Genomic DNA, 16,250 nt, shown 5'->3' with positions numbered 1-16,250 from the left:
CGCGAGTGTCCTCCGGCGTGGCGGGCGCCCCGGACGGGTGTGGCGCGCGATGCGGGTGAGGACCGGGAGGGAGTGGCAGGTGAGCCGACTCGGACAGCCAGAGCAGGAACAGGACTTCCCCGGCAGCTCGGAGGCGATGGAGCCCGGGCCGAGGGACCGCATGGCCGACTACGTGGGACGAGGCCTGCTCGCCGGGCGCAAGGCGCTGATCACCGGCGGCGACTCGGGGATCGGCCGGGCGACCGCCGTGGCCTTCGCCAAGGAGGGCGCGGACGTGGCGGTGGCCTACCTCTCGGAACACGACGACGCCGAGGTGACCCGCCAGCTCGTCGCCGACGAGGGACGCCGCTGCGTGCTGTTCCCCGGGGATCTGGCCGACCCGGCGCACTGCCGGGAGACCGTCGAGCAGACGGTCCAGCACCTGGGTGGCCTCGACCTGCTCGTGAACAACGTGGCCGAGCAGGAGCCGGTGGACTCCCTGGAGGAGATCTCGGACGAGGCGTGGCTGCGCACCTTCGCCACGAACATGCACAGCTACTTCCACGTCACGAAGGCGGCGCTACCGCACCTGCGTGAGGGCAGCGCGATCATCAACACCGGGTCGGTCAACGGGCTGCGGGGGAACGCGACGCTCATCGACTACGCCGCCACCAAGGGGGCCATCCACGCCTGGACCCGGTCGATGGCCCAGTCCTTGGTCGACCGGGGCATCCGGGTGAACTGCGTGGCGCCCGGCCCCGTGTGGACGCCGCTGATCCCGGCCACGCTCGGTTCGGAGCGCACGGGATCCTTCGGGGGGCAGGTGCCGATGGGGCGACCCGCGCAGCCTGACGAGATCGCGCCGTCCTACGTGTTCTTCGCCGCCCCCGCGCTGTCCTCGTTCTACACGGGGGAGGTCCTGGCGCCGCTCGGTGGGGAGATCATGCCGAGCTGACGGGCTCCCCGGGCACCGGCTGGCGGCCAGCGGCCGCCAGCCGGTGTGGTGTCAGGGCTCAGTTCCGGCCCAGCACCTCGAGCAGCACCTCGGGGTGGTCGGTGATCACGCCGTCGACCCCGTGGGAGACGGCGGTGCGCATGTCCGCCTCGTCGTTGACGGTCCACACGTTGATCGCCATACCCAGTTCGTGGACCCGGTCGACCAACGCGGGATCGGTGTCCCGGAAGCGGGGGTTGGCCTGCTCGGCCCACCTGCTGGCCGCGACCAGCTCGGCCTCGCTGGGACGCGAGCCGAAGAGCAGCCCCACCGGGACGACACCGAGCCGCTGGTGGAAGGCCCGCATCTGCTCGTGGTCGAAGGACTGCACGACCAGGGTGTCCCCGCGCACCGCACTCCACAGGTAGTCGGGCATCGACCGCAGCTCGCGGGCGATGTCCGCGCCCAGCCCCTCCACTCCCTCGCAGACCTTGACCTCCAGCAGCAGGCCGGTGCCCGGGTCCAGTTCGCGGACGGCCTCCCGCAGTGTGGGCACCGGCTCCCCCGCGAACTCGGGCCCGAACCACGAGCCGGCGTCGAGCCTGGACAGCTCGGCCAGGGTGAGGTCGGCGACGGCGTAGGAGTCGCGGTCCGGGAAGACGTCCGCCGCGTCGGTGGTGCGGTCGAGCGTGCAGTCGTGCATGAGCACGATCTCCCCGTCGGCGGTGCGCTGGACGTCGATCTCCACGTGGTCGGCGCCGATCTCGTCGGCCGCGCGGATCGCGGCCAGGGTGTTCTCCGGTGCCGTCCCGGACGCTCCCCGGTGCGCGACGACCTCCGGGCCAGCCGTGCCGGGCACGGTCCCGCCGGGGAGGTGGGCCGGGTCGGCTGCGGCGGCCGAGGTGGGGGCGAGCAGTGCCGCGCCGACCAGCGCGGCGACCGCGACCAACCCGCCACGGCCCGCCGTCGAGCGGCGTGGCGCGGCGGAGTCCCGGTCCCGCCGGGTGTCGTCGCCTTCGGACAGCCAGTACGCCATGCGATCCCTCCAGGAGTGCGGTGGTCTCGGTGGATGGTCACCGTCCGGGGTAACCGGAAAGTGATCGCGACCCTACCGGCAGTTGACCATCGCCTCCCACCTCCCGCGGGTGCTCGCCGAGCCGGGTGGGTGCGCCCTCCCACGGGCGGCACCCGGCCGGCTGGTCCCGACGGGGACCCGGCCCCCGGCCGGGGGACCGAACTCGGCGCCGTTCGGGCGTGGTCGGGTCTGGCCGTGCCCGTCGGCGGGATCGGGCACGCCGGTCCAGGACTCGCCGGAGGGGACTCGGCGGGCGGAAGGGCGCGCCGGGCGGGAGCTCCCGCGCGGCGGTCTCAGGCCTCGGCGACCAGGCGGCGCAACTCGTCGAAGCTCGGGAGGAAGGCATCTCCCGGGCACTGCGTCACCTTCCAGTCACGGTGACCCGAGATCACCGGCATCCCGCGCACCGCGCCGGTCACCGGGTCCGTCCAGTTCGTGGTGCCCAGCGGATCCAACGAGCACCAGGAGCACAGGGCGGCGAGCACCCGCACGAGGCTGTCGACGGCGTCGCGCGCGGGAGCCGAGGCGGAGAAGTCCCCGACCAGGCAGACCCCGACGTTGCCCCTGTTGTAGCTGGCGACGTGGCCCGCCGTCACCGCCAGGGGCGCGCCGAGCTGGGGGTCCCGGTCGAAGACGGGGAAGCCGTCGGTACCGGACACCCGTCCCTCGTAGATCCGGCCCTTCGGGTCGATCAACAGGTGGTAGCCGATGTCGCCCCACCCGTTGCTGACGGCGTGCAGCCGGTAGACGTGCCGGATGTCGGCGGCGTGGTCGGCGGAGGGCGCGATGGCGGTGTGGTGCACGGTGAGCACCTGCGGGCGGGTGAACTCCTGCTGCCACAGTTCCTCCCCGCCGGCGCCGAACCGCAGGCTCTCGTCCGCTCCCCACCCGGCACGGCTGACCACGCCCAGGCTCGGGCCCGCCTCCCCGGACAGCGTCAGGTCCTCGACCGGATCGTCGCGCCCCTCAACGCCGCCCTCGAAGGCCAGCACCGTCGCGGCGTGGTGACCGGCGGGCAACCGCACCTCCACCGACCGGGTCGTCGGGGGCACCGCCACCAGGGTGGAGGTGCGGGGTGGCAGCTCGTCCCGCCCGTCCTCCACCACGGCCAGCTGGCGCCAGTCCCCCGAGGGGAGCGGGCGAACGGCCCCGGCGTCCGTGCCGGTCAGCGGCCCGTCGAAGAGCAGGCCCACCCGGCTCGTGCCCTCGGTGAGGGGCACCCGCTGCCCGTCACCCACCCCGGCCAGGGCCGTGGGTGGTGGGGCCGCGTCCCCACCGGTGGCGCCCAGGGCACGCGGTACCCCCAGCGCCATCGCGCCCGCTCCGAGCAGCACACCGGTCAGCAGATCACGTCGTGTGGCCATGACTCTCCTCAGGACGGCGTTCGTCCGGGCGAGCAGTCCCGAACCCCGGGTATCAGAGTCAACGACGAGCGGCGGGCTCCCGCAAACGCGCCACGACGGGCTTAGACACGAAAGAGGGATGGGACGCCGGTCCGTGTCGGACCGACGTGCCCACCCCTCGCGGTGCCGCGCCGGCGTCCGCACCGCCGGCGCCAGGGCACGGGATCAGGCGCGCAGCATCTCGGCGATCAGGAACGCGAGTTCCAGTGACTGCTGGGTGTTCAGGCGCGGGTCGCACGCCGTCTCGTACCGGCCCGCCAGGTCGGAGTCGGAGATGTCCTGGGCACCGCCCAGGCATTCCGTCACGTCCTCGCCGGTCAGCTCGATGTGGACGCCCCCGGGGTAGGTGCCCAGCGCGCGGTGCACCTCGAAGAAGCCCTGCACCTCGTCGACCACCCGATCGAAGTGCCGGGTCTTGTACCCGGTCACGGACTCGACGGTGTTGCCGTGCATCGGGTCGCACTGCCAGATCACCTGGTGACCGGTGGCGGTGACCTTCTCCACGATCGCGGGCAGCACCTCCCGCACCTTCGTGCTGCCCATCCTGCTGATCAGGGTGAGCCGGCCGGGCTGGTTCTCCGGGTCGAGCCGCTCCACGTACTCGACCGCCATCTCCGGCGTGGTGGACGGCCCGATCTTGAGGCCGATCGGGTTCGCCAGCAGCTCGGCCAGGGCGATGTGCGCGCCGTCGAGCTGCCGGGTGCGCTCACCGATCCAGAGGAAGTGGGAGGACAGGTCGTAGAGCTTGCCGTTGTCCAGCCGGAGCAACGCCCGCTCGTAGTCCAGCAGGAGCGCCTCGTGGCTGGAGAACACCTCCACCGTGTGCAGGTTGGTGTCCCGGACGCCGCAGGCGGACATGAACCGGAGTCCCCGGTCGATCTCGCCGGCCAGCGCCTCGTAGCGCTCGCCGGCCGGGGAGTTCAGCACGAAGTCCTTGTTCCAGTCGTGCACCCGGTGCAGGTCACCCATTCCGGCGGAGGTGAGGGCGCGGACCAGGTTCATCGTCGCCCCGGCGTTGGCGTAGGCGCGGATCATCCTGGACGGGTCGGGTACCCGGGCCTCGGGCGTGGCCCGGAGCGAGTTGACGATGTCACCCCGGTAGGAGGGCAGGCCCAACGCGTCGGTCGGCGAGGACCTGGGCTTGGCGTACTGGCCGGCGATGCGGCCGACCTTCACGACCGGCAGGCTCGCGCCGTAGGTGAGGACGACGGCCATCTGCAGCAGGGTGCGGATGTTGGCCTTGATGTGTGGTTCGGTGTTGTCCGCGAAGGTCTCGGCGCAGTCGCCGCCCTGGAGCAGGAACGCCTCGCCCCTGGCCACCTCGGCCAGGCGCTGGTGCAACAGGTCGACCTCGGCGGCAACCGTGATGGGCGGCACACTCTCCAGCACCGCCCGCACCTGGCGGACGGCCTCGGGATCCGGCCACTCCGGCTGCTGGGCGGCCGGCCTGGCCAACGCGGCGTCCAGCTGGTCGCGCAGCTCGGCCGACAGCGGCGGGAGCTCGGGCAGGGTCTCCACCGGCACGTCAACGGTCCAATTCACGGCAGCCAGCTTAGCGGCTACCGACGGTGGCCCGTCCGGACCGAGACGGCGGTGGGGGGAACGGTCGGTGAGCCCGGCCACGCCCAACCGGCCCGGGAGGCACCACGAGCACGGGCGGAAGCCGGACGACCACGTCGCCTCTCCCACCCGTGCTCGGCGATACCACCCGAAAGGGCTAGTTGCCCTTCAGGATCAGCCGAAGAACACCTCGGCCTCGGCGTAGCGCTCCGAGGGCACCGTCTTCAGGCTCTCGGTCGCCTCGGACAGCTTCACCCTGACGATGTCGGTCCCGCGCAGCGCGACCATCACGCCGAACTCGCCGTCGGTGGCGGCGTCCACCGCCTGGAGGCCGAACCGGGTGGCGAGCACCCGGTCGTAGGCCGTCGGGGTGCCGCCGCGCTGGACGTGGCCCAGCACGACCGCCCGGGACTCCTTACCGGTCCTGGCCGCGATCTCGTCGGCCAACCAGGTACCGACGCCGCCGAGCCGGACGTGCCCGAAGGCGTCCTTCTCGCCGGTCTGGAGCACCTCGGCGCCGCCCTCGGGCATCGCGCCCTCGGCGACCACGATGATGGGCGCGTACTCCCGCTCGAAGCGGCGCTCGACCCAGCCCACGACCTGGTCGACGTTGAACGGCTTCTCCGGCACCAGGATGACGTTGGCCCCGCCGGCGAGCCCCGAGTGCAGGGCGATCCACCCGGCGTGCCGGCCCATCACCTCGACGACGAGCGCCCGGTGGTGGGACTCGGCCGTGGTGCGGAGCCGGTCGATCGCCTCGGTCGCGATGTGCACGGCGGTGTCGAAACCGAAGGTGTAATCCGTGGCGTTCAGGTCGTTGTCGATCGTCTTCGGCACGCCGACCACGCCCACACCGTCGTCGGTGAGCTTCTTGGCGACCCCGAGGGTGTCCTCGCCCCCGATGGCGATCAACGCGTCCACCCCCTCCTCGGCCAGGGTGCGCTTGATCGCCTCGACGCCGCCGTCGACCTTGTAGGGGTTGGTCCTGGACGACCCGAGGATGGTGCCGCCCCTCGTGAGGATGTCCTCGACCTCGTCCAGCCCGAGCGGTTTGGTCAGCCCCTCGATCGGACCCTTCCACCCGTTGCGGAAGCCCACGAAGTCGTGCCCGTGGACCTCGACGCCCTTGCGGACGACGGCCCGGATGACCGCGTTCAGGCCCGGACAGTCGCCGCCTCCGGTGAGCACCCCGATGCGCATTTGCTCGACTCGCCTCCCTTGAAGACCCGGCGACGGGCCCGCCCGGTCTCCTGCTCGAACGCCCGTCGCCGGAAGCTGTGCGGCCACGCTGCTACCGCGTGGCTGACATCACTACGGGAGAGAGACTGCCATGCGCTGGATCGGTGCAGCAACGGGGCTTGGGGATCTTCCCGGTCCCCGCCGACGTCCTCGGGGCCCACCGGGGCCGCAACGGGGACACCGCCCGCTCCCGGGCGGCGAGCCGGGACGCCCGCCTCCCAGGGCGGGGACGGCGGTGTCGGGCGGTGCCTGGTCGGTTTCGGACCGTCAGGGGTGGGCCGGGGCTCGGTCAGCTCGCGCGGCGGCCCACGAACGAACGCCACCGCTCGTCGATGACCCGCCACCGCTCCCGGTTGTGCCGGGCGTCGGCGAGGGCGTCGTGCGCGTCGTCCGGGGGTGCGGGCAGCCGGGGACGGCCGACGTCCTCCCACCGCTGCCGCAGGTCCCTCGTGAAACGGGGGAGCTGAGGGGGCAGGGCCGGCATCGCACCCCAGAGCTGGGCGAGGACGACGTGGTCGTAGGCCGCGTACCAGGCCCACAGCTCCACCTCACCCGGCCCGGACTCCGGGCCGGTCAGGAACTCCAGCAGCTCGGCCCGGATGCGGGAGCGGTCGCGCCACACCGGGCTGGCGGGAGGCGGCAGCTTCGACAGGACGTTGTTCCGGACCCAGGTACCGGCCCGTCCTGGGTCGAACTCGGTGGAGACGGCGTAGAACTCACGACCGTTCTCATCGACCACCCCGATCGACACCAGGTCGATGGTGACCCCGTCCTCGATGAACTCGCAGTCGTAGAAGTACCGCACCCGCCCACCCTAGGCGGGCCCTTACCCGATCGGGGCGAGGGGGCGGAGACGCCCGGGCCCCCTCGAACGCCGGGTTCGGGGTCCACCCCGAGGCGTGGAGGGGGCCGGGGACGTCCGCCCGCGCACCAGCGGCGGGCTGGTCAGCTCGCCTTCGACTGGGGGAGCCTGTCGACCTCGGTCGCGGGGACGCGGGGCGGGACCGGGAGCGTGCCGCTGGCCAGCTCCTCCTTCGCCTTGGTCGCGTAGATGTCCACGTACTCCTGCCCCGACAGCTCCATGAGCGCGTACATGATCTCGTCGGTGATGGCCCGTTCGACGAACCGGTCACCCGCCAGTCCGTCGTACCGGGAGAAGTCGAGGGGCTTCCCGACCTTGATGCGGATCGGGTGCGGCCGCCACATCTTGGAGCCGATGGGGTTGGCCTTGTCGGTGCCGAAGACCACGACCGGGATGACCGGGACCTTCGCCTCCAACGCCATCCTGGCCACACCGGTCTTGCCCTTGTACAGGCGCCCGTCGGGTGACCGGGTGCCCTCCGGGTAGACCCCGAGCAACTTCCCCTCGTTGAGCAGGCGCACCGCGGTGTCCAGGGCCGCCTGCGCGGCCGAACCACCGGAACGGTCGACGGGCACCTGGCCGACTCCGGTGAAGAACACCTTCTTCAGCCACCCCTTGACGCCCTTCCCCGTGAAGTACTCCCGCTTGGCGAGGAAGGTGACCCGTCTCGGTACCCGGAGGGGCATGAAGAAGGAGTCGGCCACCGCGACGTGGTTGCCGGCCAGGATGGCGCCGCCGGTGCGGGGGATGTTCTCCGCGCCCTCGATGCGCGGCCAGAAGAACAACCGCATCAGCGGGCCCATGAAGATATTCTTCATCAGCCAGTACATCACTGTGGCTTGCGCCTCCCTCAGCTACGAACCCGGAACCCCCTCGGCGACCGGGAACCGGCGGCCGGAGCAAGCACCAGCGTAGCCAGTCGGGCCGCGACGCACCCCCCGCCAGTGGCCCGTCCCGCGTGCGACGATGTGCCGGGTGCGCCCGTGACCGATCTCCCGGAGGAGGCCGCAGTGCCCGTGCTGCCCGGCGCCGAACCGTTCGAACACGACGGCTCGGCCGACGTCGGTGTCCTGCTGTGCCACGGCCTGACCGGTTCCCCGCACAGCCTCCGCCCCTGGGGCGAACGGTTGGCGGCCGAGGACTACTCGGTGCGCTGCCCCCGGTTGCCCGGTCACGGCACCCACTGGCGGGAGGTCGCCAGGACGCGCTGGCAGGACTGGTACGAGTGCGTCGAACGGTCCCTGGACGAGTTGCGGGATCGCTGCCGCACCGTGTTCGTGGCCGGCCTGTCGATGGGCGGCACGCTGGCCCTGCGGCTGGCGGAGCTCCGCCAGTCCGACATCGCGGGGCTCATGCTGGTCAACCCGTCGGTGATGACCCGGCGCCGGCTCGCGGCCCTCACCCCCTGGTTGGCCCACGTCATGCCCACGACCCGGGGTATCGCGGGCGGCATCGCCAAACCGGGGGTGCGCGAGGTGGGCTACGACCGCCTGCCGCTGCGGTCGGTGGCCACCCTCGCCGAGCTGTGGCGGCTCGTCCGCGCGGACCTCGGCAGAGTTCGGCAACCCGTCCTACTGTTCCACTCAGTGGTCGACGAGGTCGTCGAACCGGTCAACTCGCGAATCGTGCTTGACTCGGTGCGGAGCACCGACGTCACCGACGTCGTGCTGACCGACAGCGGCCACGTGGCCACCCTCGACTACGACGCGGACATCATCTTCAACCGGAGTGTCGACTTCGTGCGGCGGGTGCACGCAGCTCAGGCAGGAGACCGGCCATGACCCGAAGCCCGGGTGGGGCGGACAACCCGGAGGACATCGACGCGGCGTTCGCCGAGATCATCGAGGGGCTGCGCCGGGACACCGGTGGCAGCCCACCCTGGCCAGGGGAGGAGGACGGCCGCCAGCGCCGCCGGGACGCCACCTCGGACGAGGAGGAGCGGGAACGCGAACGCCGCGATCGGGAGGACCGGGAGGAGTCCGCCGCGGCAGCGCTCGCCGAGGAGGAACGGGAACGGGCCGCTCGCCAGGCGGCGGAGGAGGACGAGGGGCACTTCGAGCCCCCCGAACCGCCGCCGCTGCCCCGCCCGAAGCGGAGCACGGTGGGGGCGCTCGCCCTGATGGGCCTGGGCCTGTTGCTGCTGATCTTCCCCTCGCTGCTCGGCCTGAGCCGGGATGTGGCGCTGCCCCTCGGGCTGCTGGTGATCAGCGGAGCGGTCGGGCTGCTCCTGCTCAAACTGCGGCAGGGACCGCCCCCGGACTCGGGCTGGGACGACGGGGCCCGGCTCTGAGGCTCCGGGCTCCACGACCACGGAGCCGGTCGACCACGGAGCCGGTCGTCGGTAGGCCGCATGCCGAGATCATCGGCCGCCCTCGGCCCACGCCTCCCGTGCCGCGCTGACCGACCTGCCGAACCGGGCCCTCCAGGGGCGCGCCTCCCGGCCGGGACGACGGTGGCACCCGGCACGTTCCGGTCCGGCCGGGTGCGGCTGCCCGGCGGAGGTGCGCACGGGGACCACCCCCGGACCCGCCCGGCTCACCGGGTCGGAGTCGCCCTGAGGGTGCTCTCCCGCCCCACCAGGTCGTCACGGGCCAGCTCGGCCGCTCCCACGATGCCTCCCCGACCCCCCAGGGCGCTCACCCCGACGCTGGCCAGCGGGCGGTGCCCGGTCCCGGTCGCCGCGCGGGTGTAGTGGTCGACCGCCGAGGCCAGGTACAGCTCGGACGACGCGGCGACACCCCCGCCGAGGACGATCAGTTCCGGGTCGAGGACGTCCGACACCAGGGCGAGGCCTCGTCCGAGCCACCCGGCGAACTCGTCGAGCCCGGCCGCCCCCAACGGGTCACCGGCGACGGCGGCCTCGGCCACCCCCTCGCCGGTCAGTTCCCGCCCGGCCGCGAGTTCGGCCGCGAGACCGGAACCGGGCCACGACCGGTCGGTGGCCAGCTCGACGACGGTGTCCACGAGTGCGGTACCGCTGCAGTAGCGCTCCCAGCACCCGGTCTTGCCGCACGGGCAGGGGCGCCCACCCGGCACCAGGGAGAGGTGCCCGAGCTCGGGGGCGACGCCGTGCGCTCCCCGGTAGAGCCGCCCGTCGACCAGCAGCGCGGCCCCGATACCCGTGCCGACCGCGACCATCGCGACGACCCCTCGGTCCCGGGCCGAGCCGAAGCGGTACTCGGCCAGTGCCGCCGCGTTGACGTCGTGCTCCAACACGACGGGGGTCCCCAGGGCGACGGACAGCCGGTCCCCCACCGCCGCCCCCTGCCACGGGAGGTGCGGGGAGAAGCGCACGAGGCGGCGGTCCTCGCTGATGAACCCGGCCACGGCGAGTCCCACGGCGGAGACGGGGTGCCGTTCGCCCAGCTCGCGCACCACCCGGACCACCGCGGCGTCCAGCTCCGCCTCGGTCCGGGGAGTCGGGGTGGTCGCGAGGTCCACCACCCGGCCCGTCGGGTTGACCACGCCCGCGCGGATGCTGGTACCCCCGATGTCGACACCGACGGTCAGCACCCGTCCTCCCAGCGGACGGCGATGGGGCGCACGCGTGGCGCGTCCGCCGGCGGGGAGGGGCTGGGAGCGACCGGGTCGCCCGCCGTCGCCTCGTCGGGACGCGGAACGGCGCCACTGGTCCACGCCGACTCGGGCACCGGGTCGGCGTGGTCGACGTCCAGGACGTCCTCGTGCCCGTCCGGTGCCGCTGGCGGGTCCTCGCGGTCCCGCCCGCCCGTCGACGGTTCCTGGGCGGTTCGGTCCCCGGTCCGGTTCTCCCGGGCACCGGCCGTCGCGCCCGGGGCCGGGCTGGTCTCGTCCAGCGCGCTCCGCACCACCGCGAGCAGACCGAGCAGCTGGTCGGCCACCTTCACCCCGAGATCGGGGCGGTCCCCGCGCACCAGCCCGGAAACGGCGCAGACCGGGCACCCCACGCAGGAGGGGCCGTGCCGCTCCCCCTCCTCCGCGCGCCCGCGCAGCTGAGCGGCCCAGGGTTCCGCCCGCCGGTGGACGGTGTCGAGGAGCTGCCCGAGCTCGTCGAGGAGCCGCCTGCCAGCCTCCGGAAGACCGTCGTCCGGCCGTGGGTCACTCATCTCTCACCGCATCCACAGTCGGGGGTCGGGGCGGAAACGCACGGTCAGCCCACCGGGCCCCGCCGAGGCCGACACCACCTGGCAGCGCCGCAGCACCGATGGCAGGTCGACGAGCCGACGACGACCGTCGACGGTGACCACCAGCTCGTCTCCGACCCTCGCGAGGTCCAGCGCCGCCTCGGCAGCGAGGGGAACGGCGAGGCGGAGCAGGTAGTCCCCCTCGTCATCCTCGCGCCACACCGAGATCAGCCTGGTCGGTGGAGCGCCGGCCAGCGGGTCGTCCGCCCCGTACAGGGCGAGCGCCAGCTCACCCAGTCTGGGCAGGCCGACCGGCTCGTCGGCGACGTGCGGCACCACCCGCACCGGTACGTCCGTCGACTCGCGCACCTCGGTCAGGACCGCCTCCTGCTCGGCACGCCGCCGCCGCAACCAGTCGGCGGCCGTTCCGGTCTCGTCGCCGACGTCGGGCACGAGCCGGTTCACGACGACACCGTCGACGCGCACCCCCTGGAGGGCCAGCGCCGTCAGTGTCCGACGGGTCTCGGCCGCGACCACCCGCTCCGGGGTGAGCACGAGCCGCACGCTCGTCCGTTCCTGGTCGAGCAGCAACTCCCGCAGTTCGGCGAGCCGGTCGGCCAGCGCCCCCAGCTCGCGCCCGAGGCTGTCCCAGCGCTCCAGGCCGCCACCCGCGAGTCCGCCGAGCAGCCCCCGGACGGCTCGGCGGTGCGCCGGGAACAGCCGCTCGAGGTACCCGGCCAGCGCCTCCGGCAGGGCGACCAGCCGGAGGGTCTCCGCCGTCGGCGCGCAGTCCACCACGACGGTGTCCCACGGGCCGGAGGCGGCCAGCCTCGCGACCTCGGTCAACGCCAGGATCTCCTCCACCCCGGGCAGGACGGTCAGCTCCTCGGCGTCGAACTCGTCGAGGCCGGCACCGGAGAGCAGGGTCCGCAGGTGCTCGCGCAGTCCGGCCCACGCACCGTCGACCAGCGAGCGGGTCTCGATGTGGGCTGCGGAGAGGCCGTCGTCGAGTTCGGCCACCCCGTCCCCGACCGGGACGCCCAGCGCGTCACCGAGCGAGTGGGCCGGGTCGGTCGACACCACCAGCACCTTGCCGCCGAGCGCGGCGAGGCGGGCGGCGCTGGCCGCGGCGAGGGTGGTCTTGCCCACCCCGCCCTTGCCGGTGAACAGCAGGAGTCGCACGGGGACCTCGTCAGGGAAGAAGGAGCGGGTGGGTGCCGGGGGGCGAGCGGTCAGTCCCGGCCCTCCACGCGGCGCCTGAGCCCCTTGAGGGCGGTGTCCATCACGACACGTTCGGCCTTCCGCTTGAACAGCCCGATCATGGGGATGGTCAGGTCGACGGCGAGCGTGTAGACGACCTCCGTCCCACCGGGCACCGCCCGCAGCTGGTAGCTCCCGCGCTGCGACTTCTGGGTCTGCCCCTCCACCAGCTCCCAGCTGACGGACAGGCCGTCGGCCGCCCAGTCGTACTGGAGGACGTAGGTGTCCTTCACGATCCCGGCGTCCAGGGTGAACCGGACCCGCTCGGCTCGCCCGTCGTCCCGGGCGGCCAGGACACTGGTCTCCTTCAGCCCACCGGCCCACTCCGGGTACGCCGCGAAGTCGGCGATCACCGCCATGACCTCGGCTGGCGCCGCCTCGATGTGGATGGACTGGGTGGACTGGTCGGCCATGCTCGGCAGGTTACCGTGCCAGCCGAGGTCACCAGTGCAAGACGTAGGGGCTGGCCGTGCGCTGGAAGTGCCCCACGTTGACGCAGTCGGTGACGCCGATGCGCGCCCTGGCGGACCACGGTTGGTGCACGTGGCCGAACAGCGCCCACCGGGCCCGCTGGGCGCGGATCCGGTCCAGCAGCCCCTCCGAACCGATCTCGACGCGGCGCGCCACGACGTCGTAGCAGAGTTCGTCGAGCGCGGGGGGCACGTGGGTGCACCAGACGTCCACCTCGCCCAGGGCGTCGAGGGCGAGGGCGAAGTCCTCGGGGGTGCGCAGGTAGGCACGCCAGGGGGCCGGCCCCGTCAGTGGCGGGACCCCGGGGGGCAGCACCGCGCCGCCGGCGAACCCGAACCGCAGTCCGCCGAGGTCCACGCTCTGCCCGTCGAGCATCACCAGGCCCTCCCTGGCGTACTCGGGCCAGAGACGGGGGGAGTCGACGTTGCCCGGGGTCGCGTAGGTGGGCGCGTCCAGCGCGCCGAAGAGCACGTCGTACTGCTCCCGGACCAGCTCGTCGACCGACCCCGCCGGGTCGGCCAGCTCCCCCCACAGCGAACGGACGTAGGCGGCGGCCCGGCGCCCGTCCTCACGCCGCAGGCGCGCGAACGTCCGGACCCGGTCCGGTCCGAAGAGGCGGCCCAGCACGCCACGCTCGTGGTAGTGGTAGTCGACGATGTCGAGCAGATCACCGAGCACGACCACCGCGTCGGCCCCCGCACTCGCCCTGGCGAGTGCCTCGGCGTTGCCGTGTACGTCCGAAACCACGTGAACCCGCACGCCCCGAAGGTACCCACTGGCTGGTCGGGTGACCCCGGGATGTCGTCGACCCTCGGTGTCCCGGCGGTGGGAACGCCCCCGCGTTCAGCCCCGCTCCCGCTGGGCGCCGCCCCCGGTCCGGCGGGCCGGGTCGACCCCGGGCGGCCGGGTGCCGTCGAGCTCACCGCGTACGGCGAGGGCCACCGCGCGCCCCCGGGTCCGCCACCGGTTCCGGGCGACGGCGTGCGCCAGTGGGAGCAGTGCGGTGGGCCACCAGGACGGCACCACCGGGTCGGCCCGCAGGAAGTAGTGCAGCACGGTGCCGTCGAGCACGGGTTCCAGCCACACCTCCATCGTGCCGACCAACGGCCCGTCGACCCGCCACCGCACCCCCTCCGCCCCCCTGTCCTCCTCCACCCGCAGCAGGAGACCGGGCCACCAACCGGCCCAGCGCCGCTCGTCACCGAGCGTCGAGGCGGCCACCTCGGGCGGCACGGCGAGGAAGGTGTCGTCGGCGATGTCGACCACGGGCATAGTCGGACAGCGTGGCAGAAGCGGGCCCGGTGCGGGGTTCGCCCCGGCATCGGCCCTCCTCGGCGGAACGGCAGAATGGCCGTGCGGCCCACCCGCCGGACGAGGTGACCTCGGTCGGAGCGGGGAACCGGGCGAGCCGACTCCCGTCGGGTCGCGGTTGACGGGCGAGAGCACGAGCCCGCGAGGAGGCACCTGTGCGTGAGTTCACCGTCCCCGCCAGCTCCACCGTGCAGGAGGAGGAGAACCTCACCGACGTGGTGTGGGCCAACGCGGACCGGTTCGCCGGCGCGGTCAGCCTGCGCCGCAGGGTGCGGGGGGCGTGGGTGGACGTGACCGCCGCCGAGTTCGCGGCCGAGGTGCTCGCCGCCGCGAGGGGGCTGGTCGCCACCGGCATCCAGCCCGGTGACCGGGTCGCGCTGATGTCCCGCACCCGGTACGAGTGGACCCTGTTCGACTTCGCGGTGTGGGCGGCCGGGGGCGTGGTGGTCCCCGTGTACGAGACCTCGTCCCCCGAGCAGATCCGGTGGATCCTCTCCGACTCGGGGGCTCGACTGGTGGTGGTCGAGTCCGACGACCACCTGGACCGGTTGGAGGAGGTACGGGCCGACCTGCCCCAGCTGGTGTCCGTGTGGCGGTTCGATGACCCGGCGGCGGCCGGCGACGCCCCCGCCCCGCCATCTCCGACGGCCGCGGTCGGCGTGGACGGCCTCGTCACCGCCCTCGTCGACGGCGGCGGGGCGGTCCCCGAGGCGGAGGTCCACGCCCGCGCTCGGGCGGTGCGGGCCGACGACCCGGCCACCGTGATCTACACCTCGGGCACGACCGGGCGGCCGAAGGGGGCCGTGCTCTCGCACCGCAACCTGTTGGCCCAGGCCAGGGCCGAGATGGCCTGCGCTCCCGAACTGCTGCGACCGGGCAACTCGCTGCTGATGTTCCTCCCCCTCGCCCATGTCCTGGCCCGAGCGACCTCGATCGCCGCCATCCACTCCAGGACCACGCTCGGGCACAGCCCGGACACCAGGGACCTCATGAGCGACCTGCGCACCTTCCGCCCGACGGTGATGGTCGGGGTCCCCCGTGTCTTCGAGAAGATCTACCAGGGCGCCCGCGAGCGGGCCAGGGCGGCGGGCCGCACCAGGATCTTCGACCTGGCCGCGGAGACGGCCGTCGCCCACAGTCGGGCCCGGGACCGCGCGGGGGTCCCGCTGGGGCTCCGGCTGCGGCACGCGGTGTTCGACCGGCTGGTGTACCGGAGGCTGCGCGCCGCCCCCGGGGGGCGGTGCCTGGCCGCGATCTCGGGAGGAGCCCCCCTCAACGAGCGGCTGGTCCACTTCTTCCGGGGTGTCGGCCTTCCCGTGTTGGAGGGTTACGGGCTGACGGAGACCTCGGCCGCGGCCAGCGTCAACACCTTCGGGGCGACCCGGGTCGGCTCGGTGGGCCGCCCGCTTCCTGGCACGACCATCCGGGTGGACGACTCCGGCGAGATCCTGGTGCGCGGCGAGATCGTCGCCGAGCGCTACTGGAACGACCCCGAGGCGACGCGGACGGCGTTCGGCGACGGCTGGTTCCACACCGGGGATCTCGGCGAACTGGACCAGGACGGGTTCCTGCGGATCACCGACCGCAAGAAGGACATCATCGTCACCGCCGCGGGCAAGAACGTGGCCCCCGCCGTCCTGGAGGACCGGTTGCGCGCCCACCCGCTCATCGCGGAGGCGCTGGTGGTCGGGGAGGGACGCCCGTTCGTCGGAGCGCTGCTCACCCTGGACGTCGAGGCGCTCCGCGCCTGGTGCGAGGAGCACGGCGTGGCCGGGGAGGACCGGGCCGGGCTCATCACCGACCCGAAGGTGCGGGCGGAGGTGGGACGCGCGGTGGACGAGGCGAACCGCGCGGTCTCGGCCGCGGAGTCCGTCAAGAAGTTCACGCTGCTCGACGTCGACTTCTCCGAGGAGGGCGGTGAGCTCACCCCGAGCCTCAAGGTCCGGCGGGCCGTGGTGGCGGAACGCTACGCGGCCGAGATCGAGGAGCTGTACCGGCGCTGACACCCACCGCGGGTCGACGCCCGGCGCTCCCCCGGCCGGCGGTGCCCGTC

16 protein-coding genes are annotated in these 16,250 nt (G+C 73.4%); 4 read left to right on the top strand and 12 right to left on the bottom strand.

Annotated features, from left to right (window positions below; translation table 11 throughout):
* The first annotated feature begins 136 nt into the window (after window positions 1-136).
* On the top strand, window positions 137-934 hold the full coding sequence (locus ACOJVX_RS05645; RefSeq protein ID WP_248783744.1) for an SDR family oxidoreductase: 798 nt from the start codon (window positions 137-139) through the stop codon (window positions 932-934).
* Between the two features lie 58 nt (window positions 935-992).
* Here ACOJVX_RS05645 and ACOJVX_RS05640 read toward each other — a convergent pair whose 3' ends face one another.
* The 6 genes from ACOJVX_RS05640 to ACOJVX_RS05615 form a co-directional block, all read right to left on the bottom strand.
* A complete protein-coding gene (locus tag ACOJVX_RS05640; protein ID WP_051313790.1) occupies window positions 993-1,949 on the bottom strand; it encodes a glycerophosphodiester phosphodiesterase in 957 nt (318 codons plus the stop codon).
* A gap of 332 nt (window positions 1,950-2,281) precedes the next feature.
* Window positions 2,282-3,352 carry a peptidoglycan recognition protein family protein gene (locus ACOJVX_RS05635; RefSeq protein ID WP_103055637.1) on the bottom strand — a complete coding sequence of 357 codons (1,071 nt, stop codon included), beginning with the start codon at window positions 3,350-3,352 and terminating at the stop codon, window positions 2,282-2,284.
* A gap of 204 nt (window positions 3,353-3,556) precedes the next feature.
* Window positions 3,557-4,933 carry a class II 3-deoxy-7-phosphoheptulonate synthase gene (locus tag ACOJVX_RS05630; protein WP_026418243.1) on the bottom strand — a complete coding sequence of 459 codons (1,377 nt, stop codon included), beginning with the start codon at window positions 4,931-4,933 and terminating at the stop codon, window positions 3,557-3,559.
* Between the two features lie 192 nt (window positions 4,934-5,125).
* Entirely contained in the window at window positions 5,126-6,151 is a 1,026-nt protein-coding gene (locus ACOJVX_RS05625; protein ID WP_026418242.1) for a 6-phosphofructokinase, read from the bottom strand.
* Between the two features lie 328 nt (window positions 6,152-6,479).
* Window positions 6,480-6,995: a polyadenylate-specific 3'-exoribonuclease AS gene (locus tag ACOJVX_RS05620; protein WP_026418241.1), complete on the bottom strand. Its 516-nt coding sequence runs from the start codon at window positions 6,993-6,995 to the stop codon at window positions 6,480-6,482.
* A 140-nt stretch (window positions 6,996-7,135) separates the two neighbouring features.
* Window positions 7,136-7,885, bottom strand: a complete 750-nt coding sequence (locus ACOJVX_RS05615; protein WP_026418240.1) for a lysophospholipid acyltransferase family protein — start codon at window positions 7,883-7,885, stop codon at window positions 7,136-7,138.
* A gap of 177 nt (window positions 7,886-8,062) precedes the next feature.
* Here ACOJVX_RS05615 and ACOJVX_RS05610 point away from each other — a divergent pair, with 177 nt between their 5' ends.
* Together ACOJVX_RS05610 and ACOJVX_RS05605 are read left to right on the top strand one after the other, a co-directional pair.
* Window positions 8,063-8,833 (top strand): alpha/beta hydrolase, encoded by a 771-nt coding sequence (locus ACOJVX_RS05610; protein WP_026418239.1) that lies wholly within the window; start codon window positions 8,063-8,065, stop codon window positions 8,831-8,833.
* Window positions 8,830-9,342 (top strand): hypothetical protein, encoded by a 513-nt coding sequence (locus tag ACOJVX_RS05605; protein WP_026418238.1) that lies wholly within the window; start codon window positions 8,830-8,832, stop codon window positions 9,340-9,342. The genes ACOJVX_RS05610 and ACOJVX_RS05605 overlap by 4 nt, the downstream gene beginning before the upstream one ends.
* Before the next feature lie 245 nt (window positions 9,343-9,587).
* On the opposite strand, the gene ACOJVX_RS05600 is transcribed toward ACOJVX_RS05605, so the two are convergent.
* The 6 genes from ACOJVX_RS05600 to ACOJVX_RS05575 all read right to left on the bottom strand — a co-directional run bounded on the left by ACOJVX_RS05600 (window position 9,588) and on the right by ACOJVX_RS05575 (window position 14,158).
* Window positions 9,588-10,565, bottom strand: a complete 978-nt coding sequence (locus ACOJVX_RS05600) for an ROK family protein (protein WP_081893307.1) — start codon at window positions 10,563-10,565, stop codon at window positions 9,588-9,590.
* Window positions 10,559-11,137, bottom strand: a complete 579-nt coding sequence (locus tag ACOJVX_RS05595; RefSeq protein ID WP_051313785.1) for a hypothetical protein — start codon at window positions 11,135-11,137, stop codon at window positions 10,559-10,561. The genes ACOJVX_RS05600 and ACOJVX_RS05595 overlap by 7 nt, the downstream gene beginning before the upstream one ends.
* 3 nt (window positions 11,138-11,140) lie before the next feature.
* Window positions 11,141-12,337, bottom strand: coding sequence for an ArsA family ATPase (locus tag ACOJVX_RS05590; protein WP_026418237.1), 1,197 nt, complete (start codon window positions 12,335-12,337; stop codon window positions 11,141-11,143).
* Window positions 12,338-12,387: 50 nt separating this feature from the next.
* Entirely contained in the window at window positions 12,388-12,828 is a 441-nt protein-coding gene (locus tag ACOJVX_RS05585) for an SRPBCC family protein (RefSeq protein ID WP_026418236.1), read from the bottom strand.
* A gap of 28 nt (window positions 12,829-12,856) precedes the next feature.
* Complete coding sequence (locus tag ACOJVX_RS05580; protein WP_418154447.1) at window positions 12,857-13,645, bottom strand: metallophosphoesterase family protein; 789 nt, start codon at window positions 13,643-13,645, stop codon at window positions 12,857-12,859.
* An 84-nt stretch (window positions 13,646-13,729) separates the two neighbouring features.
* The gene (locus ACOJVX_RS05575; protein WP_035291800.1) at window positions 13,730-14,158 is read right to left on the bottom strand and encodes a hypothetical protein; all 429 of its coding nucleotides are present in this window, start codon (window positions 14,156-14,158) and stop codon (window positions 13,730-13,732) included.
* Between the two features lie 194 nt (window positions 14,159-14,352).
* Between ACOJVX_RS05575 and ACOJVX_RS05570 the strand changes: the two genes are divergently transcribed.
* On the top strand, window positions 14,353-16,200 hold the full coding sequence (locus ACOJVX_RS05570) for an AMP-dependent synthetase/ligase (protein WP_026418234.1): 1,848 nt from the start codon (window positions 14,353-14,355) through the stop codon (window positions 16,198-16,200).
* The last annotated feature ends 50 nt before the right edge of the window (window positions 16,201-16,250 follow it).

Source organism: Actinoalloteichus caeruleus, from assembly GCF_049311605.1.
GTDB classification, from domain to species: Bacteria; Actinomycetota; Actinomycetes; order Mycobacteriales; family Pseudonocardiaceae; genus Actinoalloteichus_B; species Actinoalloteichus_B caeruleus.
Note: the sequence above shows the minus strand (reverse complement) of the source record. Positions and strands in the feature narration are given on the sequence as shown.

What these genes read in the sequence shown, in the direction of transcription:
- ACOJVX_RS05645 (WP_248783744.1), top strand. Translation starts at nt 137, where the DNA reads ATGGAGCCCGGGCCGAGGGACCGCATGGCCGACTACGTGGGACGAGGC.
- ACOJVX_RS05640 (WP_051313790.1), bottom strand. Translation starts at nt 1,949, where the DNA reads ATGGCGTACTGGCTGTCCGAAGGCGACGACACCCGGCGGGACCGGGAC.
- ACOJVX_RS05635 (WP_103055637.1), bottom strand. Translation starts at nt 3,352, where the DNA reads ATGGCCACACGACGTGATCTGCTGACCGGTGTGCTGCTCGGAGCGGGC.
- ACOJVX_RS05625 (WP_026418242.1), bottom strand. Translation starts at nt 6,151, where the DNA reads ATGCGCATCGGGGTGCTCACCGGAGGCGGCGACTGTCCGGGCCTGAAC.
- ACOJVX_RS05605 (WP_026418238.1), top strand. Translation starts at nt 8,830, where the DNA reads ATGACCCGAAGCCCGGGTGGGGCGGACAACCCGGAGGACATCGACGCG.
- ACOJVX_RS05595 (WP_051313785.1), bottom strand. Translation starts at nt 11,137, where the DNA reads ATGAGTGACCCACGGCCGGACGACGGTCTTCCGGAGGCTGGCAGGCGG.
- ACOJVX_RS05585 (WP_026418236.1), bottom strand. Translation starts at nt 12,828, where the DNA reads ATGGCCGACCAGTCCACCCAGTCCATCCACATCGAGGCGGCGCCAGCC.
- ACOJVX_RS05575 (WP_035291800.1), bottom strand. Translation starts at nt 14,158, where the DNA reads ATGCCCGTGGTCGACATCGCCGACGACACCTTCCTCGCCGTGCCGCCC.